Annotated in this window: 21 protein-coding genes and 1 tRNA gene; 18 read left to right on the top strand and 4 right to left on the bottom strand. The window is 60.8% G+C overall.

Annotation, left to right across the window (positions count from 1 at the left end; all coding sequences use genetic code 11):
- Positions 1-214: 214 nt before the first annotated feature.
- Positions 215-1564, bottom strand: coding sequence for an oxygen-independent coproporphyrinogen III oxidase (hemN, locus tag EOA13_RS32915; protein ID WP_063169226.1), 1350 nt, complete (start codon positions 1562-1564; stop codon positions 215-217).
- Positions 1565-1716: 152 nt separating this feature from the next.
- Here hemN and EOA13_RS32910 point away from each other — a divergent pair, with 152 nt between their 5' ends.
- From EOA13_RS32910 to EOA13_RS32855, 12 genes are all read left to right on the top strand, one after another.
- On the top strand, positions 1717-2460 hold the full coding sequence (locus EOA13_RS32910) for a Crp/Fnr family transcriptional regulator (protein WP_024502861.1): 744 nt from the start codon (positions 1717-1719) through the stop codon (positions 2458-2460).
- Positions 2461-2954: 494 nt separating this feature from the next.
- Positions 2955-4574, top strand: a complete 1620-nt coding sequence (ccoN, locus tag EOA13_RS32905) for a cytochrome-c oxidase, cbb3-type subunit I (RefSeq protein WP_063169225.1) — start codon at positions 2955-2957, stop codon at positions 4572-4574.
- Positions 4574-5305 (top strand): cytochrome-c oxidase, cbb3-type subunit II, encoded by a 732-nt coding sequence (ccoO, locus tag EOA13_RS32900; protein ID WP_063169224.1) that lies wholly within the window; start codon positions 4574-4576, stop codon positions 5303-5305. The genes ccoN and ccoO overlap by 1 nt, the downstream gene beginning before the upstream one ends.
- A gap of 11 nt (positions 5306-5316) precedes the next feature.
- Positions 5317-5466: a cbb3-type cytochrome c oxidase subunit 3 gene (locus EOA13_RS32895; RefSeq protein ID WP_024502864.1), complete on the top strand. Its 150-nt coding sequence runs from the start codon at positions 5317-5319 to the stop codon at positions 5464-5466.
- Between the two features lie 2 nt (positions 5467-5468).
- Positions 5469-6332 carry a cytochrome-c oxidase, cbb3-type subunit III gene (ccoP, locus tag EOA13_RS32890; RefSeq protein WP_063169223.1) on the top strand — a complete coding sequence of 288 codons (864 nt, stop codon included), beginning with the start codon at positions 5469-5471 and terminating at the stop codon, positions 6330-6332.
- A 167-nt stretch (positions 6333-6499) separates the two neighbouring features.
- The gene (gene ccoG / locus EOA13_RS32885; protein WP_063169222.1) at positions 6500-8059 is read left to right on the top strand and encodes a cytochrome c oxidase accessory protein CcoG; all 1560 of its coding nucleotides are present in this window, start codon (positions 6500-6502) and stop codon (positions 8057-8059) included.
- The gene (locus EOA13_RS32880) at positions 8056-8553 is read left to right on the top strand and encodes a FixH family protein (protein WP_063169221.1); all 498 of its coding nucleotides are present in this window, start codon (positions 8056-8058) and stop codon (positions 8551-8553) included. The genes ccoG and EOA13_RS32880 overlap by 4 nt, the downstream gene beginning before the upstream one ends.
- Positions 8550-10829: a cation-translocating P-type ATPase gene (locus EOA13_RS32875; protein ID WP_063169220.1), complete on the top strand. Its 2280-nt coding sequence runs from the start codon at positions 8550-8552 to the stop codon at positions 10827-10829. The genes EOA13_RS32880 and EOA13_RS32875 overlap by 4 nt, the downstream gene beginning before the upstream one ends.
- 5 nt (positions 10830-10834) lie before the next feature.
- Positions 10835-10990 carry a cbb3-type cytochrome oxidase assembly protein CcoS gene (ccoS, locus tag EOA13_RS32870; protein ID WP_081714250.1) on the top strand — a complete coding sequence of 52 codons (156 nt, stop codon included), beginning with the start codon at positions 10835-10837 and terminating at the stop codon, positions 10988-10990.
- Between the two features lie 728 nt (positions 10991-11718).
- On the top strand, positions 11719-12336 hold the full coding sequence (locus EOA13_RS32865) for a hypothetical protein (protein WP_063169219.1): 618 nt from the start codon (positions 11719-11721) through the stop codon (positions 12334-12336).
- Positions 12337-12616: 280 nt separating this feature from the next.
- Positions 12617-13798 carry a 5-demethoxyubiquinol-8 5-hydroxylase UbiM gene (gene ubiM / locus EOA13_RS32860; RefSeq protein ID WP_024502870.1) on the top strand — a complete coding sequence of 394 codons (1182 nt, stop codon included), beginning with the start codon at positions 12617-12619 and terminating at the stop codon, positions 13796-13798.
- A gap of 175 nt (positions 13799-13973) precedes the next feature.
- On the top strand, positions 13974-15875 hold the full coding sequence (locus EOA13_RS32855; RefSeq protein ID WP_082826564.1) for an EAL domain-containing protein: 1902 nt from the start codon (positions 13974-13976) through the stop codon (positions 15873-15875).
- A gap of 1453 nt (positions 15876-17328) precedes the next feature.
- On the opposite strand, the gene EOA13_RS32850 is transcribed toward EOA13_RS32855, so the two are convergent.
- Together EOA13_RS32850 and EOA13_RS32845 are read right to left on the bottom strand one after the other, a co-directional pair.
- A complete protein-coding gene (locus EOA13_RS32850; RefSeq protein ID WP_063169217.1) occupies positions 17329-18651 on the bottom strand; it encodes an integrase in 1323 nt (440 codons plus the stop codon).
- 114 nt (positions 18652-18765) lie between these two features.
- Positions 18766-18855 (bottom strand) — tRNA-Ser (locus EOA13_RS32845).
- Positions 18856-19262: 407 nt separating this feature from the next.
- On the opposite strand from EOA13_RS32845, the gene EOA13_RS32840 reads away from it, so the two are divergent.
- The 3 genes from EOA13_RS32840 to EOA13_RS32830 all read left to right on the top strand — a co-directional run bounded on the left by EOA13_RS32840 (position 19263) and on the right by EOA13_RS32830 (position 21018).
- The gene (locus EOA13_RS32840; protein WP_127297443.1) at positions 19263-19943 is read left to right on the top strand and encodes a 50S ribosomal protein L21; all 681 of its coding nucleotides are present in this window, start codon (positions 19263-19265) and stop codon (positions 19941-19943) included.
- A 97-nt stretch (positions 19944-20040) separates the two neighbouring features.
- On the top strand, positions 20041-20310 hold the full coding sequence (gene rpmA / locus EOA13_RS32835) for a 50S ribosomal protein L27 (protein WP_013529063.1): 270 nt from the start codon (positions 20041-20043) through the stop codon (positions 20308-20310).
- 120 nt (positions 20311-20430) lie between these two features.
- On the top strand, positions 20431-21018 hold the full coding sequence (locus tag EOA13_RS32830) for a GNAT family protein (RefSeq protein WP_164780483.1): 588 nt from the start codon (positions 20431-20433) through the stop codon (positions 21016-21018).
- Between the two features lie 178 nt (positions 21019-21196).
- On the opposite strand, the gene EOA13_RS32825 is transcribed toward EOA13_RS32830, so the two are convergent.
- On the bottom strand, positions 21197-22066 hold the full coding sequence (locus EOA13_RS32825; protein WP_127297441.1) for an endonuclease/exonuclease/phosphatase family protein: 870 nt from the start codon (positions 22064-22066) through the stop codon (positions 21197-21199).
- 134 nt (positions 22067-22200) lie between these two features.
- Here EOA13_RS32825 and obgE point away from each other — a divergent pair, with 134 nt between their 5' ends.
- The 3 genes from obgE to EOA13_RS32810 are packed head-to-tail and all read left to right on the top strand — an operon-like array spanning position 22201 to position 25771.
- On the top strand, positions 22201-23232 hold the full coding sequence (gene obgE, locus EOA13_RS32820) for a GTPase ObgE (protein ID WP_127297440.1): 1032 nt from the start codon (positions 22201-22203) through the stop codon (positions 23230-23232).
- A 4-nt stretch (positions 23233-23236) separates the two neighbouring features.
- Positions 23237-24481: a glutamate 5-kinase gene (gene proB, locus EOA13_RS32815; RefSeq protein ID WP_127297439.1), complete on the top strand. Its 1245-nt coding sequence runs from the start codon at positions 23237-23239 to the stop codon at positions 24479-24481.
- A gap of 3 nt (positions 24482-24484) precedes the next feature.
- A complete protein-coding gene (locus tag EOA13_RS32810) occupies positions 24485-25771 on the top strand; it encodes a glutamate-5-semialdehyde dehydrogenase (RefSeq protein WP_127297438.1) in 1287 nt (428 codons plus the stop codon).
- Positions 25772-25961 lie beyond the last annotated feature (190 nt).

Below are 25961 nucleotides of genomic sequence, written 5' to 3'. Positions count from 1 at the left end.
CCGCCGCCGGCTACAACTTCTCCCTCCTGCTCAGGTGGCTGAAGGGGTTTTTGTCGCTCTTGATTGCCCTGCTTCAAATCCGGCCGAAGCCGGTCGCCGCTTAGGGCTCGGATTGTTCACGGTCGACGATTTGATGCGGTAGTCGCCTATGAGCGGTCAAAACGAACGCAGCTGGTTCGCCGATCGACCAAACGGCGAGCGCACTGTGCTTTGCTCAGACCGCCACCGAGTGCCTCGCCGTTCCCCCTTTGAAATATGTATCGAACTTGGCCGCGATGGTTCGAATGAAGGGGCGACTTTCAGTCCGTACGAGGAAACTGTCACCATCGAATTCAAGCGCTCGGGCAGGATCGTGGAGTGCGATGGACCTCGAGCGATGAAGGAGCTGCTCGCCGGCTTTGCCGAACCGCTCCACCAGGTCGACTGCCGAGAAGGCAAAATCACACATCAGCCGCTCGATGATCCAGCCACGGACGCGATCGTCGTCGGAAAGGGCAACGCCGCGGACGGCAGCCAACCCGCCATCCGCAACCATGCGCCCGTACCCGGCAGTCGAAGCCATGTTCTGCACGTAGCCTTGGCGAAAACGACCGATGGACGAAGGGCCAAGTCCGATCAGTGTCGGGCAGCGATCCTCAGTGTAGCCCTGAAAATTGCGATGCAAAACCCCTGCGCGGGCCGCTATGGCCAGCGCATCGTCGGGCTTCGCGAAATGATCGAGTCCTATTGCCTCATATCCCTTGGCGACAATTGCCCGCGCCGCGAGTTGAGATTGGGCGAAACGCTCAGTGGGACTCGGCAGCCATGCCTCGTCGATCATCGTCTGATGCTTCTTGAACCAGGGCACATGTGCGTAGCCGAACAGGGCCATCCGGTCTGGCTCCAAGGTCAGTGCCTGCGCCACCGTGGAACAGATCGTCTCGCGTGTCTGATTCGGGAGCCCGTAGAGCAGGTCCAGATTGACCGATTCGACGCCCCGCGAACGAACCCCGTCGACGACTGCCTTGGTCTGCAAAAAACTCTGCTCACGATTAATTGCTTTTTGCACTTGCGGATCGAAATCCTGCACGCCGAGGCTCGCCCGCGTTACGCCGATTTGAGCAAGTGCATCAAGGCGCGCCTTGTCCATGTCGTTGGTTTCGATTTCGATGCTGACCGTAGCATCCGGGAGAAGGTCGAAGCTGTCCCGCAAGGCCGCTCCAAGAGCAACCATATCATCGGGCCTCAGAATAGTTGGCGAACCGCCACCGAAGTGGATTGCACGGACATGTGCCTTGCCGCTCACCAGACCGGCAATCGTGACGATTTCGGCATTCAGCGAGCGCAGATAAGCGGCCACCGGCTCATATTGGTGCGTCTGCTTGGTGTGGCAGGCGCAGAACCAGCAGAGCTTGTCGCAGTAAGGAATGTGCAGGTACAGCGAGATTTCGTCGCCGCTTTCCAGCGTCTCCAACCAGCCACGGTAAATGGCAGCATCGATCCCCGAATGGAAATGCGGCGCCGTCGGATAGCTGGTGTAGCGTGGGACGTTCTCGCTGAGTTTGACAGCTATTTCCGATTGCATCTCGCGTTCACCGTGTTGCCCGCCGGAACACTGCACGCATCGCTGAAGCAGACCCTGATCTCGATCAGCCGCGCTCATGGACAAACCGCCGCAGGATTTCTCTACCCTGGATGGGTATCCTGCCGGCAGTTAGGATCGGGTAAGGCGAACGCATGACCTTTCGGCAAGACATTCATAGTTCCGGCATTCCTGTTCTTTGCTTCCCTTGCGAGGCACGGCGTCGCGGTGTCTGCGGTGCGCTCGATCCAGACAATTTGGTTGGGCTCGCCAAGACTTGCTCGCGTCGCCGGATCGAGTCAGGAATGGAGTTGACCGGCGAGGCACAGAACGTCGACAGCTACTCCAACGTGCTTTCAGGCGTGGTAAAGCTATCAAAGAGCCTGTCGGATGGGCGCCAGCAGATCGTCGGTCTCCAGTTTGCACCGGATTTTCTGGGACGTCCTTTCAAGGAGGAAAGCTCGATCAATGCGGAAGCGGCAACAGCAGTCACGCTGTGTTCGTTTCCGCGAGCGGCCGTCGAACGGATGATGAAGGCGTCACGGGAATTCGAGCATCGCCTGCTCAAACAGACGCTGAATGAACTCGATGAGGCGCGCGAGTGGATGGTGACGCTGGGGCGCAAGACAGCTCCGGAAAAGGTGGCGACTTTTCTCCTCATGATGGCCCGGAATATCGATTCCAGTCTCGATGCGGCTTCCGGGTCGGCCTCCTTCGATCTGCCGCTGACGCGTGCCGAAATGTCTGATTTCCTTGGAATCACCAGCGAGACCGTGAGCCGCCAACTGACGCGATTGCGGGCTGACGGGGTGATTCGGATTGAGAACGCACGCCATGTGACGGTGGACAGCATAAGCCGTCTGGAGAAGCGCTGTGGCGGCGGACGCGAGCGGCCCTAAGCGGCGAGGCCATGTCGCATGACTCCGGGGCGGGCCGTGTTTGCCTTTTAATGCGATGTCGCCGCGCCTTCGACGAAGCGGCGTCACGGTTGTCGAGACAAACAGCTTTCGGGCTTTGATAGGAACGTGACCAATCGCCAGGTGTGTTTCGGCACATACCGGCGAAGCATGGTCCTTAATCTGCCACGGCTCGGCGGAACGATCGCGTTCGTTTCCAATGGGATCCGAACAACGTTTGGCAGGGCATCGGCAATAGCATCCAACGCGCGCAGAGCCTCAGCTTTCGCCTCAGCGATCGCGTCTGCGCCCGCCCAACCCAGGGAACGCCTTCCATGAGGGAGTGAGCCCGCGCTGCGTTCCTCGTTCATTCGCCACCTGCTGATTGCGCCGCACAAAATCGTGCGGCCTGACATAGATCAGGGCGAGGGGGCGGCGGCTGCGCGATTAGTGCGCTGCGGATTTGGCATCCACCAGATTCGAGATCGGGATCTGCAATGAAATTCGGCACAGAGATCGTCCTTCTAAGCGTGTTCGCTTTTGCGGCCCTGGTGGCCGCCGGCTTCGGCGTGGATGAACCTTTCCGCCGACACATGTGGGTGTTGTTCTTCGCAGTGGCTGGTTTCACTGCGATCCTGTTGCGCAACACGGAGTTCAGGCCAGCAGCTCCGATTGACCCATCCGCTTACATGGATGGTCCGATCCGCTACGGCGCGATCGCCACCGTGTTCTGGGGTGTCGTCGGCATGCTGGTCGGCGTGGTGATCGCGCTGCAGCTCGCCTACCCCGATCTCAACATCCAGCCCTGGTTCAATTTCGGTCGTTTGCGGCCGTTGCACACATCCGGTGTCGTTTTCGCCTTCGGCGGCAACGCGCTGCTTTGCACGTCTCTGTATGTCGTGCAGCGCACCTGCCGCGCGCGCCTCTTCGGCCGTGATCTCGCCTGGTTCGTCTTCTGGGGCTACCAGCTGTTCATCGTCATGGCCGCGACCGGCTACCTGCTCGGCATCACCGAGGGCCGCGAGTACGCCGAACCCGAATGGTATGTGGATGTCTGGCTGACCATCGTCTGGGTCGCCTACCTCATTCTGTTCCTTGGCACGATCCTGAAGCGCAAGGAACCGCATATCTACGTGGCCAACTGGTTCTACCTGTCGTTCATCGTGACCATCGCGATGCTGCATGTGGTCAACAACCTGTCCATACCAGTCTCGTTCCCGGGCTCCAAGAGCTACTCCGCCTTTTCAGGGGTCCAGGACGCCTTGACGCAATGGTGGTACGGCCACAACGCGGTCGGCTTCTTTCTCACCGCCGGCTTCCTCGGCATGATGTATTATTTCGTGCCCAAGCAGGCGAACCGGCCAGTCTATTCGTACCGGCTGTCGATCGTCCATTTCTGGGCTATCATCTTTCTCTACATCTGGGCCGGGCCGCATCACCTGCACTACACCGCCTTGCCCGATTGGGCGCAGACGCTCGGCATGGTGTTCTCGATCATGCTGTGGATGCCGTCCTGGGGCGGCATGATCAACGGCCTGATGACGCTGTCCGGCGCCTGGGACAAGCTGCGCACCGATCCGATCATCCGCATGATGGTGATGGCCGTCGCCTTCTATGGCATGTCGACCTTCGAAGGCCCCATCATGGCGATCCGGGCGGTCAATTCGCTGTCGCATTATACCGACTGGACCATCGGGCACGTCCATTCGGGTGCGCTCGGCTGGGTCGGCATGATCTCGTTCGGCGCGATCTACTACATGGTCCCGAAGCTCTGGAACCGTCAACGGCTCTACTCGCTGAGGCTCGTCACCTGGCACTTCTGGCTGGCGACACTCGGGATCGTCGTCTACGCCGCGGTGATGTGGGTGTCCGGCATCATGCAGGGCCTGATGTGGCGCGAATATGGCGAGCAGGGCTTCCTGGTCTACTCCTTCGCCGAAACCGTCGCCGCCATGCACCCCTACTATGTCCTGCGCGCCATCGGCGGCGCCATGTACCTCTCCGGCGCCCTGATCATGGCCTGGAACATCACCAGGACCATCCTCGGCCACCAGCGCGAGGAGGAGCCGATGCCGAGCCCCGTCGCCATCCGACCTGCGCGATCAGGAGCCAGGTAATGGGCTTGATGGACAAACACGCAATCATCGAGAAGAACGCCACGCTTCTTCTCGTTGGCTCGCTGCTCGTGGTGACGGTCGGCGGCATCGTCGAGATCGCGCCTCTCTTCTATCTCGACAACACGATCGAGAAGGTGGAAGGCATGCGCCCCTATTCGCCGCTCGAACTTGTCGGGCGCAACATCTATATGCGCGAGGGCTGCTACCTCTGTCATAGCCAGATGATCAGGCCGTTCCGCGACGAAGTTGAGCGCTATGGCCACTACAGCCTGGCTGCCGAGTCCATGTACGATCACCCCTTCCAGTGGGGATCGAAGCGCACCGGGCCGGATCTCGCCAGAGTTGGCGACCGCTACTCGAATGCATGGCATGTCGCGCATCTTACCGACCCGCGCTCGGTGGTGCCGGAATCGATCATGCCGAGCTATGGGTTCCTGAAAGACACGCCGATCGACGTGAAGGATTTCTCGACGCATCTGGTCGCCAACAGGCTTGTAGCCGTCCCTTACACCGATGACATGATCGCCCACGCCAATGCGGATCTGGCGGCGCAGGCCGATCCCAATGCCGACACATCAGGCCTTGAGGCGCGTTACCCAAAAGCCAAGATCGGCGACTTCGACGGCAACCCGCAACAGGTCACCGAAATGGATGCCCTGCTCGCCTACCTGCAGATGCTTGGCACACTGGTCGACTTCAAAAATTACGACGAAGCCGCCGGCTACCGCTGAGGAGAACGCTGATGACCTACAATTTGATGCGGGCGTTTGCCGACAGCTGGGGCCTGGTTGCGATGGCGCTGTTCTTCGTGGGGTGCATCGCCTTTGCCCTACGCCCCGGCAGCCGAAGGCTGGCCGACGAAGCGGCCCGCATTCCGCTCGAGGACGAGTGATCATGAGCGACGAGCATATCGATGAAATCTCTGGCGTCTCGACCACCGGCCACGAATGGGATGGTATCCGGGAGCTGAACAACCCGCTTCCCAGATGGTGGGTTATCACTTTTTACGTCACCATTGTCTGGGCGATAGGCTACACCATTGCCTATCCAGCATGGCCTCTGTTGCACTCGGCGACAACGGGTGTGCTCGGCTATTCCAGCCGCAACGAGGTCAGGAACGAGCTGACCGCGGCTGAGGCCGCCAAGGGCAAATATATCTCGGCGGTGGAGTCCAAGAGCGTCTCGGAAATCGCCGCGGACGACGGCCTGCGCGAATTCGCAATCGCCGCCGGTGGCGCCGCTTTCAAGGTCAATTGCGTACAATGTCATGGCTCCGGCGCCCAGGGTTCCAAGGGCTTTCCCAATCTCAACGACGACGACTGGCTGTGGGGCGGCAAGGCCGAGCAGATCCAGCAGACGATTACGCACGGCATCCGCTTCGCATCCGATCCGGACACGCGCCTGTCGGAAATGCCGGCCTTCGGCGACATCATTACCGCCGACCAGATCGCACAAGTCAGCGCCTACGTGGCCAGCCTTTCCGGCAAGGTCCGCGATGCAAGTCTGATCCAACCCGGCGCCAAGGTCTTTGCCGAGAATTGCGTGGCCTGTCACGGCGACAATGCAAAAGGCAACAGGGAATTCGGCGCCCCCGACCTGACCGATGCGATCTGGCTCTATGGATCCGGTGAGACAGCCATCGCCGCACAGGTCCGTGCGCCAAAACAGGGCGTCATGCCGGCCTGGGTTGGCCGTCTCGGCGAGATCAAGGTCAAGGAACTTGCAGTTTATGTCCATTCGCTTGGCGGCGGAGAATAGGAATGGAAGGTCCTATTCTTCGGTCCCCCCTGCCAAGCGGACGAGGCCCGGCGTGAGCCGGGCCTCGACACCATCCCTAATGCGATCTGCACAACCCGGCAAGGCTATCCTACGGCGAGGCTTTACGACAGGTGCCCCTGACATTGGCTGGGAAAGTGGAGTTGCACATGCGTGACAAGACGCAGTTGACAGGGCTCGAAACAGAAACTGTCAATTCCGCCAAAACCCGCAAGCCGCTTTATGCCGCGCGTCAAAAGATCTTTCCGAAGCGCGCCTCGGGCAACTTTCGTCGCTTCAAATGGCTGGTGATGACGATCACACTTGGCATCTATTACCTGGCTGCGTGGCTGCCTTGGGCTCGCGGTCCATTTGCCCCGGACCAGGCAGTCCTGCTCGATCTCGCGAACCGGCGCTTCTACTTCTTCTTCATCGAGATATGGCCCCAGGAATTCTTCTATGTGGCCGGCCTCCTGGTCATGGCGGGCGTCGGTCTTTTCCTGATCACCTCGACTGTCGGCCGTGCCTGGTGCGGCTATGCATGCCCTCAGACGGTGTGGGTCGATCTGTTCCTCGTCGTCGAACGTGCGATAGAGGGCGACCGTAACGCTCGCATGAAACTCGATGCAGGCCCCTGGACCGCCCGCAAGCTGATGCTGCGCTTATCGAAGCACGCCGTCTGGCTGGTCATCGGTGCGGCGACCGGCGGCGCCTGGATTTTCTATTTTGCCGATGCGCCGACGCTGGTTGGCGAACTCTTCACCGGCACCGCGCCACCCGTCGCCTACATCACTGTCGCCGTGCTGACGGCTACCACCTACACGTTCGGCGGTCTGATGCGCGAGCAGGTCTGCACCTACATGTGCCCATGGCCGCGCATCCAGGCAGCGATGCTCGACGAAAGTTCTCTCACCGTCACCTACAATGACTGGCGCGGCGAACCGCGTTCTCGCCACGCCAAGAAGGTCCTTGCCGCAGGGCTGCCGGTCGGTGACTGCGTCGACTGCAATGCCTGCGTCGCGGTCTGCCCGATGGGGATCGACATCCGCGATGGCCAGCAGATGGAATGCATCACCTGCGCGCTGTGCATAGACGCCTGCGACGGGGTCATGGACAAGCTCGGCAAGGAGCGCGGGCTGATCTCCTATGCGACACTGTCCGACTACAACGCCAACATGATGCTGGCGACCGCGGGCGGCTCCAGTTCAGTCAACCCGTCGCAGGTCAGGACCGCTGATGGCCTGTTCTCCGACAAGGTGGCGCATTTCCATATCCGCAAGATCTTTCGGCCACGCACCTACGTCTACATGGGTATCTGGTCGCTGATCGGCCTGGGTCTGCTCTATTCGCTGCTGACGCGCGATCGGCTCGAAGTCAACGTGCTGCATGATCGCAATCCGCAATTTGTCACGCTGTCCGACGGCTCGATCCGCAACGGCTACACCGTCAAGCTGCTCAACATGATCCCCGAGCCAAGGACGATCGTTGTCGCGATTCAAGGCTTGCAGGGCGCCGAGATGAGCGTGGTCGGCGACGACATCCCGGAAGGCCGTTCTTTTGCCATTCCGGTCGAACCCGACCGCCTGAAAATGCTGAAGGTCTTCGTGCGCCAGCCGGCGGATCAAATCCAGGGCACAGCGCAGACCTTCAAGTTCCGTGTCGAGGACAAGGCGAGCTTCGAGGCGGACGAATACACCGCCACCTTCAACGCGCCGGAGACTGCCAGATGACCGCTAACGCTGAAAAACCCCGCGTATTCACCGGCAGGCACATGCTGGCCATCATCCTAGCCTTTTTCGGGGTGGTCATCGCGGTCAATCTGACGATGGCAACGCTCGCCAACACGAGCTGGACCGGCCTTGTCGTCGAAAACACCTATGTGGCGAGCCAGCAGTTCAACAAGAAGGCCGAGGAGGGGCGGGCGCAGGCAGCGCTCGGCTGGACCGGCAAGCTGACCATCGCATGGGGCGAGGTCCGCTATAGCCTTACCGACGCCGTCGGCAAGCCGATTGCCTTGCATGGCGTCAAGGTGCTGTTTCGCCATCCCGCCTACGAGAAAGAGGACAAGGCGGTCAACCTCGCCCTCGCCTCCGGCCAGGAATTCGCAGCCCAGCACATGCCGAAGGATGGCGTCTGGATCGTCGAAGTCGACGCTGACGCCGGTCTGGCCGAGCCCTACCGCGAAGTCCGCAGGATCATGATTTCCCATGGAGCGCTGAAATGAGTTGTTGTGCACCGGGCGCCGAAATGGCGCTTGATCTGGGCAGCACCACGTCGGTCCTGCCGTCTAGTCAAGAGATCAGGCTGGCGAGCCGATCGCTTGGAGATGATCTCCGCCAAACCGATCTTTCGGTGCCGAGCGTTCATTGCGCAGCTTGTATCCAGACGATCGAGACGGCGTTGGGAACGCTCGATCGCGTCGAGAGCGCCCGCGTCAACCTGTCGACGAAACGGGTCTCGGTCCGCTGGCGTGGCGACGAGGTTCCACCGTTCGTCGCCGCGCTTGGACGGCTCGGCTACCAGGCGCATCTCTTCGCCCCCGAGATTGATGAAAAGGACAGGACGCTTTCGGAGTTGATCCGCGCCGTCGCGGTTGCCGGGTTCGCGGCGGGCAATATCATGCTGCTTTCGGTCTCTGTCTGGTCCGGGGCCGAAGGGGCTACCCGCGACCTGTTTCACTGGGTCTCCGCATTGATCGCCATCCCAGCGCTCGCCTTCGCCGGCGGCATCTTCTTCCGCTCGGCCTGGAATGCACTGCGCCACGGCCGCATGAACATGGACGTGCCGATCGCGGTCGGAGTGTCGCTCGCTTACGCCATGAGCCTCTATGAGACGATCAACCATGGCGACCACGCCTATTTCGACGCGTCGGTTTCGCTGCTTTTTTTCCTTTTGATCGGCAGGACGCTGGATCACGTGATGCGCGAACGTGCCCGCACCGCGGTGAAAGGCCTGTCGCAGCTGGCCGCACGCGGCGCCATGGTGCTGCGCGGCGATGGCGCGCGCGACTATCTGCCGGTTGGCGAGATCGAACCGGGGATGCAGCTGCTGATCGCGGCCGGTGAAAGGATCCCCGTCGACGGCAAGATCATCCACGGAGCGTCTGATCTCGACTGCTCGCTGGCCTCAGGCGAAAGCGCGCCGAAAAACGTGGCGCCGGGCGAAGCCGTGCAGGCCGGCGTGCTCAATCTTACCGGCCCGCTGACGATCGAGGCGACCGCCGCCGCGAAGGATTCGTTCCTCGCCGAAATGGTTCGGCTGATGGAAGCCGCAGAGGGCGGTCGCGCGCACTATCGCCGCATCGCTGATCGCGTGTCGGCACTCTACGCGCCCGTGGTTCATCTCACCGCCTTCGTGACATTCCTGGGTTGGATGGCGGCGACGGGCGACTGGCACCGGGCGATGACGATCGCCATTGCCGTTCTGATCATCACCTGCCCGTGCGCGCTCGGCCTCGCCGTACCGATCGTTCAGGTGGTCGCCGCGCGGCGTCTGTTCGAGAACGGCATCATGGTCAAGGACGGTTCGGCCATGGAGCGCCTGGCGACGATTGATAACGCAGTGTTCGACAAGACCGGAACGCTCACGCTCGGACAACCCCGGCTCCTCAATGCATCGTCGATCGATCCGGCCATGCTGGCAATCGCGGCAGACATGGCCGCGCACTCGCGTCACCCGTTTTCAAAGGCCATAACCGGCTTTGCCGCTCCTGGCGGGCAACACAAATTCGATGCCGTCACAGAGCATCCGGGGTTCGGGATCGAAGCCACTGTCGCCGGAAGCATCTGGCGGCTGGGTCGACGCGGATGGGCTGGATGGAAGGCCCGGACCGGTGGTGAAGGCAACCATGGCTATGGCGGAACGGTGCTGACAAAAGACGGGTTCATTGTCGCGACCTTCGATTTCGAGGATGCGCTGCGCGCCGACGCGGCGGCGGCGATCAAGCGATTGAACGATACTGGGGTGTCGATGCAAATGCTGTCGGGCGATACCGCAGGTGCCTGCGGTGAAGTTGCAAGAATGCTGGGTGTCGAGGACTTCGTTCCGTGCCTGCTGCCGTCGGGCAAGGTCGAGCGCATCGAGACCCTGGCGAAAGACGGACACAAGGTTCTGATGGTTGGCGACGGCCTCAACGACACGCCGGCGCTGAGCGCGGCGCATGTCTCGATCGCTCCGGCCACCGCCGCCGACATTGGCCGCAATGCCGCCGACTTCGTATTCCTGCGCGAAAGCCTTCTGGCAGTGCCTCTCGCGCTGGACGTCTCGCGCAAGGCGGGACACCTGATCCGCCAGAACATCGCGATTGCGATCGTCTACAATGCCGTCGCCGTGCCGATCGCCATCCTGGGCCACGCCACGCCTTTGTTAGCGGCGATTGCCATGTCTGCCTCATCGGTGCTTGTTATTGGAAACGCATTGCGCTTGCACGGCTTCGGGGCGAATGCGACGCTGCAAGTTATTCAAAAAGTCGGACGCTCCGCAGTCAGCTATTCGGCATAATCCTCGTGACGACGTTGCTCTATCTCATACCAGTGGCCCTTTTTCTGGGTGCACTGGGTGTGTCCGGCTTCGTCTGGGCATTGCGAAGCGGTCAATACGAAGATCTCGACGGAGCCGCCGAGCGGATACTAATTGATCGGGACGACAAACCGGAACGCTGATTTCAATCCGCTGTGCATAAGATGCGCGGATCGCGCTCGTCAGTCGAGCCGGCTCGGTCGGGAACAAGCTGTCCATGCTCCATGCTCCATGCTCCATGCTCCATGCTCCATGACCATCTTGACCTAAGCTGCACACTACATTTGTGAAAAGCCTCTGTCGTGCGAAGGACTGCCTCCCATTGCACCCAGTATGAGGCGTGTGATGCCACGAGAGTACCTCGCGTGGCCGGACGAGAGCTTGGCAATGTGCGCACGGGTTCCAAAGTGGAACGTCACGGTCGATCACCTGACCGTGAACCGCCAGTGCCGATTGGTCATGTCTGGCTGATCCAGATCAGGGTCATACTCATCGGCGTGGTCTATTGACCAGTCTTCGACGGAGAAATGCATGACTTACGGAAAGATTGGTCGTCATTATCAGCACCTTCACGGTTCTGGGTTTTCTGTCGTGTGGTCGGCCATGCCTTGTGCTTACGGCGCAGCCATTAGCTGACCGGCGTCGTGTGTATCTCGCTTGCTGGCTGACCATCCGCGTGGCTTGCGCGGACAGGGGGCCGATCAACAGCTTTCGCCTTTGATGGGTTGTGTGCGTCGTTGCCGATCCATCCCGATTCCCGGCCCGCGCCTTGAGGCTATGCGACGGTACCGGAACCCAGCGCACGTCACGCGGTTCCGCGCGCGTGGTGTCCGCTCGTCACGACGATGAACGAACAAGCGGCTGGAGTACCATGAACACCGTACACATCATCGACTGCCACAATGCAAATGACTACTTCGCCGACAGGCAAGAGGGACCGATCGTGCAGCACTTGTTAAAGGCTGTCAACATCCGCGCGGAGCTCCAAATGGCGTTGAACCGAACGAAATTTGGTGAGGCTGTAGTACGAGCGATGGAGGCGGAGTGCGACGTGCTTCACATCGCCGGGCACGGCAATGGTGACGGGATCGCTTCGTCCAGTGGGCGAAGTGGCCTTCTTTGGGCTGACTTCGTAAAAATGTTCCAGGGCTCGCATCCAGCGCCGAAGATCCTCGTGATGTCAACGTGCTGCGGAGCATCATCGGGGTTGGGACGTGCGTTTTCGAAATCGATCAACCGTCCGAAGTTGATCATTGGTTCGAGTGACGCGCGCTATTTCGACGACTATGTCGCCGCGTGGGCTTTGCTCTATCGGCGACTGAATTGCAAGGACATCGACATCGAAGCCATGCAGCAGGTTCTTGATGAGATATGCGCGGTCGTGGATAAAAGTTTCCGCTACCTTGGCTGGGATGACGAGAGAGAGCGCTACGTTCGATACCCTCACCCTCGCAAGAGAGCCCGCTTCGACGTCGTGGAGCGTGAGTAGTATGCGCAAGGGTTCCAGGTGGAATGTGGCGATCGATGCGGCGCGGCCGTCGCTGACCAGCGTCGCGAGTGTCTCGCTTGCTGGCGGCGATCTGCGCGGCTGCGCGGCGAAAGGGCGGGATCGGTTAGCCGCATCCACCTCTGAGCGCTTTGAGTGCTTCGTTGCCGATCGATGCGAATCTCCCGGCCCAGCGCCTTTAGGCAATGCGGCGGGCACGGAGCTCATGTCACTCGGCTCAGTTCCACCGTTACACGAGGATAGGCGACCGGATGGCGGCACGCTGATGGGCTCTGACGATAATTTTGACATCGTTGTCGTTGGAGCCGGCCCGGTCGGCCTTTCGTTCGCTGCGTCGCTTGCCCAAAGCGAACTCAAGGTGGCAGTTGTTGAACAGAACACATTCGATAGTCTGGCGAATCCGGCTTTCGATGGTCGCGAAATCGCGCTGACCAACGCTTCGATCAGAACCCTTCGCGAGCTCGGCGCCTGGGATGTCATCCCGGCTTCGGACAAATCAGCACTTCAAGGCGCGCGCGTGCTCAACGGCTCGAGCGCATTCGCTCTTCGTTTCGATCCTCCCAGCAACTCTGGAGAACCGCTGGGGGTTTTGGTTCCAAATTGCCGGATCCGCGAGGCGCTGTTCAAAATCGTCCGCTTGCAGGATCGCGCCCGGCTGTTGTGCGGCCACTCGGTCGTCGATGCAACAAACAGCCAAGAAGGAGCAGTCGTAACGCTCTCTAATGGCGCGCGTTTAACTGCTCGGCTGGTTGTTGCCGCGGATTCGCGTTTGTCCGCCACGCGTGATCTGCTAGGCATCGGCGCCGATATCAACCGGCTTGGCCACTCGATGCTGATTTGCCGAGTGAGGCACGAGCGCGCCCACCACCAGATCGCCATCGAATGGTTCGATCACCATCAGACGATAGCGATATTGCCCCTCGCGGAGGGCATGTCGTCGCTGCTGCTCACATTGCGCTCAAACGAGGCCTATAGACTGCTTGCCTTCGATGATGATTTGTTCCTGTCGGAGTTGACGAAACGGTGTCGAGGGCGCCTTGGAAAAATGACCTTGGCAAGCAAGCGCCACACCTATCCGCTGGTCACGACCTGGGCGCACAAATTCCGGGCGCCGAGCGCCGCACTCATCGGCGACGCTGCCATCGGCATGCACCCGGTGACCGCTCACGGATTCAACATCGGTCTCAGCAGCCAGAAGCAACTCGCCCGTGGAATCATGACTGCGTGCCGCGACGGCCGCAATGTTGGCGACCCCGACATGCTGCATATATACGAAAGGCGGCTGCGCCTGTCGGCGGCGCCGCTCTACCATGCAACGAACATATTGGTTGGACTCTACTCCAGAGACCACCTGGCGGCACGGCTTGCAAGGCATCTGGGGCTTCGCTTTGCCCAACATGTTCCCCTTGTCCGGCATGGGATTTCGGCGGAGCTCCAGCGGTGATACTGCACCAGCAGTCGCATTTTTGCGCGTGCTGGGCGAGCGATGAGAGAGTGCATGATGCACCGGAGTAATCCTGCTCCCCGACGCTGATCTCCGATTGAAGAATTAACCCGTCCTTCAGGGGGGCTGCATAGGCTGCGGACAAGCAGGAGTAAGCAAGCTGACCCGTCCAGCCTTGGAAAAAGAAGATCCGCTGGAGGCGAGAATCCTTCAGGACCAGCTCGCTGATCTGAGGGCAGGCCTTTTCGTCTCAATGCCGATAAGCATTGTGCTGTCCGGGCTGATTTTGACCGTGCAGGCCCTTTCCGGGAACGGTCTTGCTGGCGCGGCCTGGTTTTCGGTCGTTAATGCGATAAATGCCGCCCGCCTTGCACTCGCCCGTCATCAGCTGAAGGAACCCGGAGTCCAGGATGATCTGACACGGGTTTGGCTGCGGCTTCGCTGGTTTGGCAGGCTTGCTCTTCTGGCGGGATTCACCTGGTCATTCCTTGCCGTCCTAACGGCTGGATACACGACGTCTCAAGCATCGCTGCATCTAATAATTCTGGCGGGCATTTCAGCTGGCGCGGTCACGTACGGCAGCTCATATGCTGCGGCAGCGATATGCTTCATCACACCGCCACTCCTCATTGCCGCCGCATGTTTGCTGACGAAGGGAGCCCCGGAAAACTACATTCTGGCTTTTGCCGTCCTGCTTTTCGAGGGCGGCCTGGTTCGATCCTCGTTCGTTGGACAAGCGCGCTTCCGTGACGCGAGCCGCCTGAGACATCAAGCCGAGCGGCTTGCCGCGGAAATGGAGCGCAATTCCAGGGAGGACCATCTTACCGCGCTCCTCAACAGGCGGGGCCTCGAACATGCAATCGATCAGTTTGAGAACACCGATGGACCCTTTGTGGCCATGCTGATTGATCTGGACGGGTTCAAATCTGTCAACGATACCTACGGTCACAGAACGGGTGACGAGCTGCTTGCCAGGATCGCCCGCCGAATAGAGGAAGAAGCACCGGAGGGCTCAACGCTCGCCCGCATCGGTGGGGATGAATTCGTGCTGGTTTTTTCTTCGCGAAAGAATTCTCCTTCTCCCACCAATCTCGCGTCCAATCTCATAGCCAAGCTTGCTCGCCCCTATCCTGGGATCGCATCAGTCCGCATTGGAGCGTCTATAGGAATCTACTTGGCTGAAAACCCCGGACTAACGGAAATGTTGTTGCGGGCCGACATCGCCCTTTACACAGCTAAGCGCCGCGGCAGGAATGAATTTTGTCTGTTCGATGCCGAGCTAGCCCGGGAGTTGCAACGCCGCCAGTCAATCGAACGCGATCTTCATTCGGCGATAACGATGAGAAGCTTGGTCGCTTGGTTTCAGCCAATCGTAAGACTCGAAACTGAAGCCGTCGTCAGTTTTGAAGCCTTGCTAAGATGGTCTCACCCGCTTCACGGTCCCATTTCTCCGCCCGAGATCATGACAGCGGCACGCGAAACTGGAATGCTTCAGCTGCTAACTCAAACGGTATTCGCCGACTGTTGCGCTCTTATCGAGGGCTTGGTCAAAGCTGACCGTCGTGATGTTCGTGTGGCGATGAATGTTTCACCGTGCGAGTTGGAAGCTGGCGATATTGACGAGATGATTCTTAATGGTCTGGCGGCAAAAGACCTCCCTGCAACGATGTTCGACATCGAGATTACCGAAGAAGCCCCAGTGGATCCGGACAGAGTGGATGAAAAGCTCGCCCGGCTTTCACATGCTGGCATTTCTATCGCGCTCGATGACTTCGGCACCGGTTTTTCGACGTTGGCATCGCTCAAGGACAGTCGGATCAGGAAGGTGAAAATAGATCAGGGCTTCGTTCGCGGCTTAGCCAAGTCCCGGGAGAATCGGCTGCTTGTCAAAGCGGTGATTGATCTTGGTAGGACGCTCGGGATCGAGGTCATGGCCGAGGGCGTTGAAACAGAGGCAGATCGGCAAACTCTGTACAAGCTTGGCTGCAGAACCGCGCAGGGCTTCCTGTTCTCTAAGGCAGTGCCTCTCCATTTGGCACTTGATTCGGTAGTAAAAGAGCACGCGAAGGAGTTGTGACCGGCCTCTCCGTCCGTGCTGCTCGCGGAACTTTCATGTGGGGTGGACCTGACGCGCGAAAGCCGTTTCGGACGGTAGAGTTATTACGGGGGCGAAACTGAGCACGTGGTTTGGATAGCAGCAATCCGGTCCACCGGCGCACATGCAGCGGCTTCATACAAGCGTTCAAGTTGCGAGATGAGCTTGAGTGAACGACGTCGGAGAATTGCGTCCTTTGGACGCTGGTTTCGCGGTTCCCGTAGGATTCGATTACGGGAAGCGTTCTTGGCTGCTTCTCGGCTCAGCGCTCATCGGGATGAACAACGTACCCGCGGTCAAGGTCTTCGCGACCTCAACCCAGTCACCATCCCGCAACAGCAGCGGTCGGGTCCTGATCAAGCGCTCAGCCTCAGCACAGGTGCTGGAGCAACGGTAGAGCGCGGAAAACGTGTATCGGAATGCGCTGGCTCACCATAGGAAGCTGCCACGGCATGTCGAATGTCCCCAGGGGGCGGACCGTTCCCTTGCATTTGTCTCGATGACGGGCTCTCAAAGCTAAAGCCAAGAGAGCTTTATAAAAATCGCACCCGATCGGCTGCGCAACGACGACCAGCTGAGGCCCGATCGGGTGCTAAGGTCGTGCCAAAAAAGGCGCGTCACTGTCGCATTTCTAGCCGGCTTGCGATCGGACGTCATCTCTTGGCGATCGCTGCCCCTTCTCTCAAATGCGCTTAGCGGCGCCGATGGCGAATAGCGCAAGCTTTTCCACCCGTTTCTACTCCACTACCGAGACTCGTCACCAACCTCCTTTTATTCGCTTCCATATGGCCCATCCTGTCTCCAATCGAGGAGGAGCGCGAACATGGGCCAAGCCGTAGAACGTCTCAGTCTCGGGAATTCTTCTGCTCGCCAAACTGCCGTTGTCGCCGGCACCATATTTGGCAGGGTGACAGTGCACGACAAGATATCAGGCGTTCTTGTCTGGGCTGAACTATGCTTGCAAGCCATAACCCAAAAATCGCCGATCCCTTTGAATTCGAGCCGGATGAATGGGTGTTTCAAAATTTTTGGCGGTTTTAGGCAGAACCCTCCGATGGCCCGCGTACCGGTCAAGCTTCGTGAGCACTTTAGGTTCGTCGATCAGGCATAGGTTTCTTTCCCATGCCACATGCTGGCCGTTTGCCTAGTTCGGAAGCCCTCGAGAGGCGTTGCTCGTCTTGGTATGGCGTCGCCCCTTTTTCCGATCCATCGGCCACGGAGCTAGAATGGTGTCTAGCTGTTGCCGCCTACTTGGTCATCCGGCATGGAGATGCCTATATACCGACCTTCGAAAGGCTGGAATACGAGGTCGAACAAATGCGGCGGAAGCTCGGAAATCGCGAGCGAGCGCAGCGCGTGCTGGCCACGCTCAACCTAAATGGCTCGGACAGCTGGAGCCGTGAGGTTGGTTCTCAAGGCCTGGATGGCGCCGCAATCACATTCGCCCGGGCGGGGTAAAAGCGATTTTTTGGAGCCACTCGCGCTTTTGCGCTAACGAAGGTCCCGCGCCGTATTTGGGCCGGATCCATTTGTGGCCCATCAGAGAAGCAATTACCTTCTCCGGCGCCTCAACTGCCGTCAGCCGGTCCTCGAAAGTGTGTCGCAGGCTATAAAGACTATGCTCGGAAGTCGGCAGAAGTTCCTTGCTGGCGAGCACCTTGTTGACGAGCGCTGAAAGTGACGCGGCCTTGTCGCGATAACGAGGAAAGCCGTCCGGATGGAGCTTGATGGCTGCAAGTGCGCCGCCAACCAAGGGAATGTCACGGGCTGAATGACCGGTCTTCAAGCGACGGCCATTGGGGCGCACCCGCACATGCGGGATTTCTCGATCGAGGTGGATTGTTTCGGTGGTGAGGTTTGCCGCTTCAGAAAGCCTGAGTCCGGTATCGGCAATCACATAGATTAGATGGCGGGCTTCGTCATTGAGTCCGTCGAGCGCGCCTTCAGCGAGTATCTTCTCCTGAATGAACTCCGCTGTGAACGCAGCGCGTTGCCCGGGGACGGCGCCGGAAAGACGCAGGTTTCGAAAAACCGGCTCCAGCTTGAGCTGGTGAGTCAGATCGACGACGCGCAGCATTTTCGAAACATGGCCGATGTCCTTGTTGGCCGTACCGATATCAAGTCCATCCTCAACGATCCGCTTTTGCCACCACTCGCGGAACGCGATTGCGTCGTCCCGAGTGAGGCTTGCGATCTCCTTGTCGCCAATGACTCCAACCAGATTGGCAACTGCGCGCTTTTTGGGGTTACGCCATTTCTTGATTTGGTTGGGCGACATGGTCAGCAAGTTCTGTTGCTCGATCGTCTCGAATTCCTTGATAAGACCGCTCAGGCGGACCGCTGGCCGCTTCTCCCCACCCATGACGGCCGAGACGTCCTGCGCGTCCTCGATCGATTTTTTGTCGAGGAGCAGCTTGATACGGGCCATGAGTTCGTCGAGCGGCCCCGCTGCTAGTTCCTCGTTAGTGCGATAGGCCAATCCAAATGACCGCGCGCGCTTCCTCGCGGCTTCGAAACGCAGCCCCGCCTCGGCGGATTGGCCTTCCCGCAGTCTACGCCAATACGCCTCCAGCCCCGCGCCGAGGCTTTGCACTGCATCTCGCGCCCGTACACCGCGGGGATCGTCAGCCACGGCGACGCCCGTGGAAATGCGTACTAGGCAGCGGCGATCAAACGCCGCGAATTCCTTCGGCACCCTGCGGACGAGATACCAGATGCCTTCACGTTTATGCGGCTTTGGCGCTGCGGAACGTCGCATTATCTTTCTCTAATGTTACACAGTTTGTTACACAGTCTAAGATATGTTTCGCTTCGTGCTGGTCAAGCGCAACAAGGAAGCTTTTGAAAGGAAAGGATTTTTATGGAAGCTAAATGGCGGAGAGGGAGGGATTCGAACCCCCGATGGGCTTGCACCCATGCCGCATTTCGAGTGCGGTGCATTCGACCACTCTGCCACCTCTCCGCGGTCATGGTCGGCCGTTGCCGGCGCGGCGCACTAGATAACGGCTGAACGGGCAGGTTACAAGGCCAATCCGTCAGTTATTTGGCTTGCTTGGCAAGCGGCGGATTCACGGCTGGTGGGGTACAGCAAGACCCGAGGCAGATTGCCGACCAGTCACCCACCCTCAGCCCAGGCGGGCAACGCCGTGGGCATGTCGGCACAGCCGGTCCGTGCCCGCCAATGACGGTCTCGGAAACGGCGCGGCTGGTTTGCCTTGACTCGCCCCCAACCTTCGGTTAGGGACAGCGCGCAATCGGCGTGGAGGGTTCTTCCGCGCCGCTTGTTTTTTGAACCCGCAGACTGACAAAAAGACGGCTGAACCGCCAGAGGCGGTTCATCAAGGCCGACCGAACAGCGAAAGGCAAAAAATGTTCGCAGTCATTAAAACGGGTGGCAAGCAGTATCGCGTTGCCGCCAACGATCTCCTGAAGATCGAAAAAGTCGAAGCCGCTGTCGGCGATATGGTCGAGATCGGCCACGTCCTTGCGCATGGCGAAGGCGAGAATGTCACGTTCGGCGCGCCGTTCGTCGATGGCGCGGTGGTTACCGCCGAAGTCGTCGAGCAGGGCAAGAACCGCACCGTCATCGCCTTCAAGAAGCGCCGCCGGCAGAATTCGCGCCGCAAGATCGGCCATCGCCAGCTTTTGACCACCGTGCGGATCTCCGAGATCCTGCTGGGTGGCGCCAAGCCGACCAAGACGGCAGCGGCCAAGGCTCCGAAGAAGGTGAAGGCCGAGGCCGCCACCGAGATGCAGGCGGAAGCCGCGCCGAAGAAGGAGCCCAAGGCCAAGGCAGCCGAGACAAAGGCAGCCGAGACCGCCGCAGCGCCACTGTTCAAGGCACCGAAGGGTGAGCCGGACGATCTGACCGTGATCAAGGGCATCGGCCCGGTCGCAGCCAAGGATCTTAACGAGCAGGGCATCATCACCTTCGCCCAGCTTGCCAAGCTGACCGAGAAGGATGTCGCCAAGATCGACGAGCACATGCCCTTCAGCGCCGACCAGATCAAGGACTGGCGCGAGCAGGCCAAGGAATTGGCTGCGAAGTAATTTTCTGGCGATTGGGTCGCCGGATCGGACTTGAAACGGAACGCGAACGCGTTCATAAGGCCTTTTAGGCGCCTTGCGGCGCAACGGAGTTAGTTAGATGGCACACAAGAAAGCTGGCGGCTCGTCGCGCAACGGTCGCGACTCGCATTCCAAGCGTCTGGGCGTGAAGAAGTTCGGCGGCGAAGCCGTCATCCCGGGCAACATCATCATTCGTCAACGCGGCACCACGTGGCATCCCGGCGTCAATGTCGGCATGGGCACGGATCATACGCTTTTTGCGCTCGAGACCGGTGCCGTGACGTTCAACAAAAAAGCCAACGGCCGAACCTACGTATCGGTCAACCCGATTGCCAAAGCCGCGGAGTAGCCGGTTCCGCACTAGAACACCGGCGCCCATCTCGGGAACCGGTGTCTGGCAAGGCCAGGAAAAGGATCAGGGGAGATGGGTTTCCATCTCCCCTTTTTCTTATGCCTGGAGGACTTTCAAATGGTTGCCGAAGCGGAAGACTCAGAAGACGAAAGTTACGCGATAGACTGTCCGGTGCTGGTCACCGAGCGGCTGGTGATGCGGGCGCCACACGAGGGCGATATCGCGCAACTGGTCGAGCTTGCCGACAACCGCCATGTCGCCGAAATGCTGGCCCGCATGCCGCACCCCTATGGCGAGGCCGAGGCGCGCTCCTTCCTCGCCATGACCAAGTCGCGCCGGGCCGGCATCGCTTATGCCCTGACGCTGGCCGGCACCGACACTTTCGTCGGCTGTGCCGGTCTCAACACCACCGAACGCGGGCTGGAACTCGGCTACTGGATCGGCGAGCCTTACTGGAAGAAGGGCTATGCGACGGAAGCAGCCCATGCGCTGGTCGATCTCGCCTTCCAGAGGACGTCGATCCAGGTTCTGCAGGCCTCGACGCGGGTCATCAATCCGGCCTCCAGGCGGGTGATCCACAAATGCGGCTTCCAATATGCCGGCCAGGGCATGCTGAATTCGATCGTCGCCGGCCAGGTGCCGGTCGAGCGCTACCGGCTCGACAGGAAGACGTGGACGAGCCTGCGGAACTGGGTGCATTTTTGATGTGTGCCGATATTCAGGTGAGGCCGGCCTGCGAATGGCGGCTTCCTGCGCTTCCGGTGCTCGCGTACGAAAAGTACGCTCCGCTCCGGTTCTCGGAAGCCACTATTCTCGGCTCGGCCTGACCTGAATCTCGACACACATCGGGTACGGCGCGAGACCAATGGGAGGCAAACTTGGGTCAGCCCAGTTCGACCCAGACCGGCAGGTGATCCGAACCGACCGCCTTTCGGTCGACCCACAGGCGCTTCAGGGATTTGGCAAGCGAAGCGCTTGTGAAGATATAGTCGATGCGCTTGTGGCGCCTGGGGTCGGTGGGTTGTTTCGGGTCGACCCAACTGATGAGATCGTCGCCGGTGGCGTTTAGCCGCAAGGCGGCATCGACGGCGAAGTCGGCGGTCAGCGGCATGCCGAATTCATGGTCCGGCCGGCCGGCGAGTTCGACATATTCTGGCGAGCCGGCCAGCATGTTGAAATCGCCCATGCCGACAAAGGCTTCGGGATGCGGCAGTTCCGGCAGGCCGATCTCGGCGACACCGGACAATGCGCCGCCTTCGAGCGCGTAGTTCAGCATGCGTTGGCGCAGGAACTGGATCTGGCTGGCGCGTTCGAGGGGGCTGCGGTGATCGAGATGGATGGAATAGAAGCGGATGAAACCAAGCGGCGTCTCGATCAGCGCTTCCAGCGCGCCACGCTGGAAGTTCATCATCTCGAAGCTGCGGCTGCGCGGCAAAAGCAGGTTGCGCGACAGATGAATAGGCGTTTTCGACAGCACCATGTTTCCGAGCTGGAAGGTTTTCGTGATGGCGCGGCCATTGTCGATGTGCGAACCGATATTGGCCTCGAAATTGCTGCCATAGACGGCGAAGTAGTCGGGCAGCGCCTCGCCGATCTCGGCGACCATGTCGCGGCCGCCATTCCGGGGATTGTTGCGGGTCACCTCCTGCAAAGCGATCACGTCGGCGCCGCGCACAGCATCAGCGATGCGCCCGACATCGTATTGCCCGTCGAGGCCGATGCCGTACTGGATGTTGTAAGTTACAAGCTTCATTCCGGCATCTCTCCGGCCGATCCCACGCGGCCATTGTCACAAAACGGCCTCGCCCTTCGCCGCGCCTTGGTTTAGAGCAAGGGCCAAGGTTTAGAGCAATGCCGCAAGGCCACTAGTAGAAACTGTACAATCCCATGAAATTTCTCGATCAAGCCAAGGTCTACATCCGCTCCGGTGACGGTGGCGCCGGTTCGGTGTCGTTCCGGCGCGAAAAGTTCATCGAGTTCGGCGGGCCGGATGGCGGTGATGGCGGCCGTGGCGGCGATGTCTGGCTGGAGGCGGTCGACGGGTTGAACACGCTCATAGACTACCGCTACCAGCAGCATTTCAAGGCCAAGACCGGTGTCCACGGCATGGGCCGCAACATGACCGGTGCCAAGGGCGCCGATGTTACGCTGAAGGTGCCGGCGGGAACGCAGGTGTTCGAAGAGGACAACGAGACGCTGATCTGCGATCTGACCGTGGTCGGCCAGCGCTTTCTGCTGGCCAAGGGCGGAAATGGCGGTTTCGGCAACCAGCATTTCAAGACCTCGACCAACCAGGCGCCGCGCCGCGCCAATCCCGGCCTGCCGGGGCAGGAGCTCAACATCTGGCTGCGGCTGAAGCTGATCGCCGATGCCGGGCTGGTCGGGCTGCCCAATGCCGGCAAGTCGACATTCCTGGCGGCGGTCACCGCAGCCAAACCGAAGATCGCCGACTATCCGTTCACGACGCTGCATCCCGGCCTCGGCGTTGCCCGGATCGACGCACGCGAATTCGTCATCGCCGATATTCCGGGCCTCATCGAAGGCGCGCATGAGGGCGTCGGCATTGGCGATCGCTTCCTCGGCCATGTCGAGCGCACGCGCGTGCTACTGCATCTGGTTTCGGCGCAGGAGGAAAATCCGGGCAAAGCCTACAAGACCGTGCGCGCGGAACTTGAGGCCTATGGCAACGGCCTGACCGACAAGGTCGAGATCGTGGCGCTTTCCCAGGTCGACACGCTCGACGCCGATCAGCGCAAGAAGAAGGTCGCTTCGCTGAAGCGTGCCGCCGGCCGCGCGCCGATGCTGTTGTCGGCGGTCACCGGCGAGGGCGTCGAGGCGGTGCTGCGGGCGCTGATGTCGGTGGTGGGCGAGGCGCGTGCGCGGATCGCGGCTCCGGTCGAGACGCGCTGGGACAAGTAGGACGATGCAGTCGCTGGGAAAATATCGGCGCATCACCGTCAAGATCGGCTCGGCGCTGCTCGTCGACCGAACGTCAGGCCTGAAGCGCGACTGGCTGGCCTCGCTCGCCGACGACATTGCGGCGCTGGCCAAGGGCGGCGCTGAAATCCTCGTCGTCTCCTCCGGCGCCATCGCGCTTGGCCGCACCATCCTTGGCCTCGGCAAGCGCGCCTTGAAGCTCGAGGAAAGCCAGGCCGCGGCAGCCGTCGGCCAGATCGCGCTGGCCGGCGCCTGGTCGGATGCGCTCGGCAAGGGCAGCCTGAAATCGGGCCAGATCCTGCTGACGCTCGGCGACACCGAGGAGCGCCGCCGCTACCTCAATGCGCGGGCGACGATCTCGACGCTGCTCAAGATGAAGGCGGTGCCGGTGATCAACGAAAACGACACGGTGGCGACGTCCGAAATCCGCTATGGCGACAATGACCGGCTGGCGGCCCGTGTCGCCACGATGATGGGTGCTGATCTTTTGGTGCTGCTCTCCGACATCGATGGCCTCTATACGGCGCCGCCGGCGCGTGACCCTCAGGCCAAATTCATTCCGGTGGTCGACCGGATCACGCCCGACATCGAGGCGATGGCGGGTGCGGCCGCTTCCGAGCTGTCACGCGGCGGCATGCGCACGAAGCTCGATGCCGGCAAGATCGCCACCGCCGCCGGCACCGCTATGATCATCACGTCGGGCACGCGGCTGTCGCCGCTGATGGCGATCGAACGCGGCGAACGCGCCACCTTCTTCCGGCCGAGCAGCAACCCGGTCAAGGGCTACAAGACCTGGATCGCCGGCCAGCTCGAGCCGGCCGGCCGGCTGACGGTCGATGCCGGCGCCATTGGCGCGCTGCTGTCGGGCAAGTCGCTGCTTCCGGCCGGCGTCAAGCTGGTCAGCGGCAATTTCTCGCGCGGCGACACGGTGGCGATCCTGTCGCCCGAGGGCCGCGAGATCGCGCGCGGGCTGGTTGCCTATGATGCCGCCGATGCCATAAGGATCGCTGGCCTGAAGACGGCCGAGATCGAAACCGTGCTCGGCTACGAGGCGCGTTCGGCGATGATCCACCGCGACGACCTTGTGGTGAGTCATTCGGGTGGCCAAGTACGGGCCAGCGACGAAGTACGGGCCGGCGACCAGATAGGGGCCGGCGACCAGGTAGAGGCCGGCGACCAGGTAGAGGCCGGCGACCAAGTATTGGCCGGCGGCGATATAAGCGGAGGATGAGCCGTGCTGAAACTGCATGAAAAATCCGGGGATGACACTGTCGCGCTGATGGCCGATATCGGCCGTCGCGCCCGCGCTGCCGCCCGACCGTTGGCCATTGCCACCACCGCCGCCAAGAATGCTGCACTTGCCGCCATGGCCGAGGCGATCGTCGCCAGGCAGCAAGACATTCTCGACGCCAACGCCATCGATGTCTCGAACGGCCAGGAATCCGGGCTTTCCGCCTCCTTCATGGACCGGCTGAAGCTCGATCCGGCGCGCATTCGCGCCATGGCCGACGGCATCAGGGAGATCGCCGAGTTGCGCGACCCGGTTAGCGACGTGATTGCACAATGGGATCGGCCGAACGGCCTGCATATCGAGCGCGTGCGCACGCCGCTCGGCGTCGTCGGCGTCATCTATGAGAGCCGCCCGAACGTCACCGCCGATGCCGGCGCGCTGTGCCTCAAGGCCGGCAATCCGGTGATCCTGCGCGGCGGCTCGGATTCGCTCAATTCGTCGGCCGCCATCCACGCCTGCCTGGTCGAAGGGCTGAAGGAAGCCGGCCTGCCGGAAGACGCCATCCAACTGGTGCCGACCACTGACCGCGCCGCCGTTGGCGAGATGCTGAAGGGTTTGAGCGGTACGCTGGACGTCATCATCCCGCGCGGCGGCAAAAGCCTCGTCGGCCGGGTGCAGAACGAGGCGCGGGTGCCGGTCTTCGCACATCTCGAAGGCATCTGCCATCTCTACATCGACCGCTCGGCCGATCTCGATATGGCGGTGCGGATAGCCGTCAACGCCAAGATGCGGCGCACCGGCGTCTGCGGTGCCGCCGAGACGCTGCTGGTCGACCGTACCGTCGCGTTCAGCCATCTGGTGCCGATCCTCGACGCACTTCGCGCCGCGGGCTGCGAAATCCATGCCGATGCCGAAGTGCTGAAAGTGTTTTCCGACGCGAAGCCGGCCACCGATCTCGACTGGGTGACCGAATATCTCGATGCCATCATCGCGGTGAAGCTGGTCGACGGTATCGACGGTGCCATCGAGCATATCGAGACGTTTTCCTCGCATCACACCGAGGCCATCGTCGCCGAGGACGCGCAAGCCGTCGAGAGATTCTTCAACGAGATCGATTCGGCGATCCTGCTGCACAACGCCTCGACGCAGTTCGCCGATGGCGGTGAGTTCGGCATGGGCGCCGAGATCGGCATCGCCACCGGCAAGATGCATGCGCGCGGACCGGTGGGCGTCGAGCAACTGACGTCGTTCAAATACCGCGTGCGCGGGTCCGGACAGGTGAGGCCTTGACGTATTTCGCCCGAAGGGCCTGAGGCGTTGCGCCCAGCCACCCCCCTCTGTCCTGCCGGACATCTCCCCCGCAAGGGGGGAGATTGGCTGGCATTTCGGGTTTCGCCGATCTCCAACGCGGCAAGATTTACGCCTTCGCCGAAACTGCTGATCTCCCCCCTTGCGGGGGAGATGGCCGGCAGGGCAGAGG

Source organism: Mesorhizobium sp. M7A.F.Ca.US.011.01.1.1, assembly GCF_003998295.1.
Classification (GTDB): domain Bacteria; phylum Pseudomonadota; class Alphaproteobacteria; order Rhizobiales; family Rhizobiaceae; genus Mesorhizobium.
This window is presented reverse-complemented; position numbering and strand designations above follow the sequence as displayed.

Coding starts and splice junctions, on each gene's coding strand:
- hemN (WP_063169226.1), bottom strand. CDS start 1,564: ATGCAATCGGAAATAGCTGTCAAACTCAGCGAGAACGTCCCACGCTAC.
- EOA13_RS32910 (WP_024502861.1), top strand. CDS start 1,717: ATGACCTTTCGGCAAGACATTCATAGTTCCGGCATTCCTGTTCTTTGC.
- ccoN (WP_063169225.1), top strand. CDS start 2,955: ATGAAATTCGGCACAGAGATCGTCCTTCTAAGCGTGTTCGCTTTTGCG.
- ccoO (WP_063169224.1), top strand. CDS start 4,574: ATGGGCTTGATGGACAAACACGCAATCATCGAGAAGAACGCCACGCTT.
- EOA13_RS32895 (WP_024502864.1), top strand. CDS start 5,317: ATGACCTACAATTTGATGCGGGCGTTTGCCGACAGCTGGGGCCTGGTT.
- ccoP (WP_063169223.1), top strand. CDS start 5,469: ATGAGCGACGAGCATATCGATGAAATCTCTGGCGTCTCGACCACCGGC.
- ccoG (WP_063169222.1), top strand. CDS start 6,500: ATGCGTGACAAGACGCAGTTGACAGGGCTCGAAACAGAAACTGTCAAT.
- EOA13_RS32880 (WP_063169221.1), top strand. CDS start 8,056: ATGACCGCTAACGCTGAAAAACCCCGCGTATTCACCGGCAGGCACATG.
- EOA13_RS32875 (WP_063169220.1), top strand. CDS start 8,550: ATGAGTTGTTGTGCACCGGGCGCCGAAATGGCGCTTGATCTGGGCAGC.
- EOA13_RS32865 (WP_063169219.1), top strand. CDS start 11,719: ATGAACACCGTACACATCATCGACTGCCACAATGCAAATGACTACTTC.
- EOA13_RS32850 (WP_063169217.1), bottom strand. CDS start 18,651: ATGCGACGTTCCGCAGCGCCAAAGCCGCATAAACGTGAAGGCATCTGG.
- EOA13_RS32840 (WP_127297443.1), top strand. CDS start 19,263: ATGTTCGCAGTCATTAAAACGGGTGGCAAGCAGTATCGCGTTGCCGCC.
- rpmA (WP_013529063.1), top strand. CDS start 20,041: ATGGCACACAAGAAAGCTGGCGGCTCGTCGCGCAACGGTCGCGACTCG.
- EOA13_RS32830 (WP_164780483.1), top strand. CDS start 20,431: ATGGTTGCCGAAGCGGAAGACTCAGAAGACGAAAGTTACGCGATAGAC.
- EOA13_RS32825 (WP_127297441.1), bottom strand. CDS start 22,066: ATGAAGCTTGTAACTTACAACATCCAGTACGGCATCGGCCTCGACGGG.
- obgE (WP_127297440.1), top strand. CDS start 22,201: ATGAAATTTCTCGATCAAGCCAAGGTCTACATCCGCTCCGGTGACGGT.
- proB (WP_127297439.1), top strand. CDS start 23,237: ATGCAGTCGCTGGGAAAATATCGGCGCATCACCGTCAAGATCGGCTCG.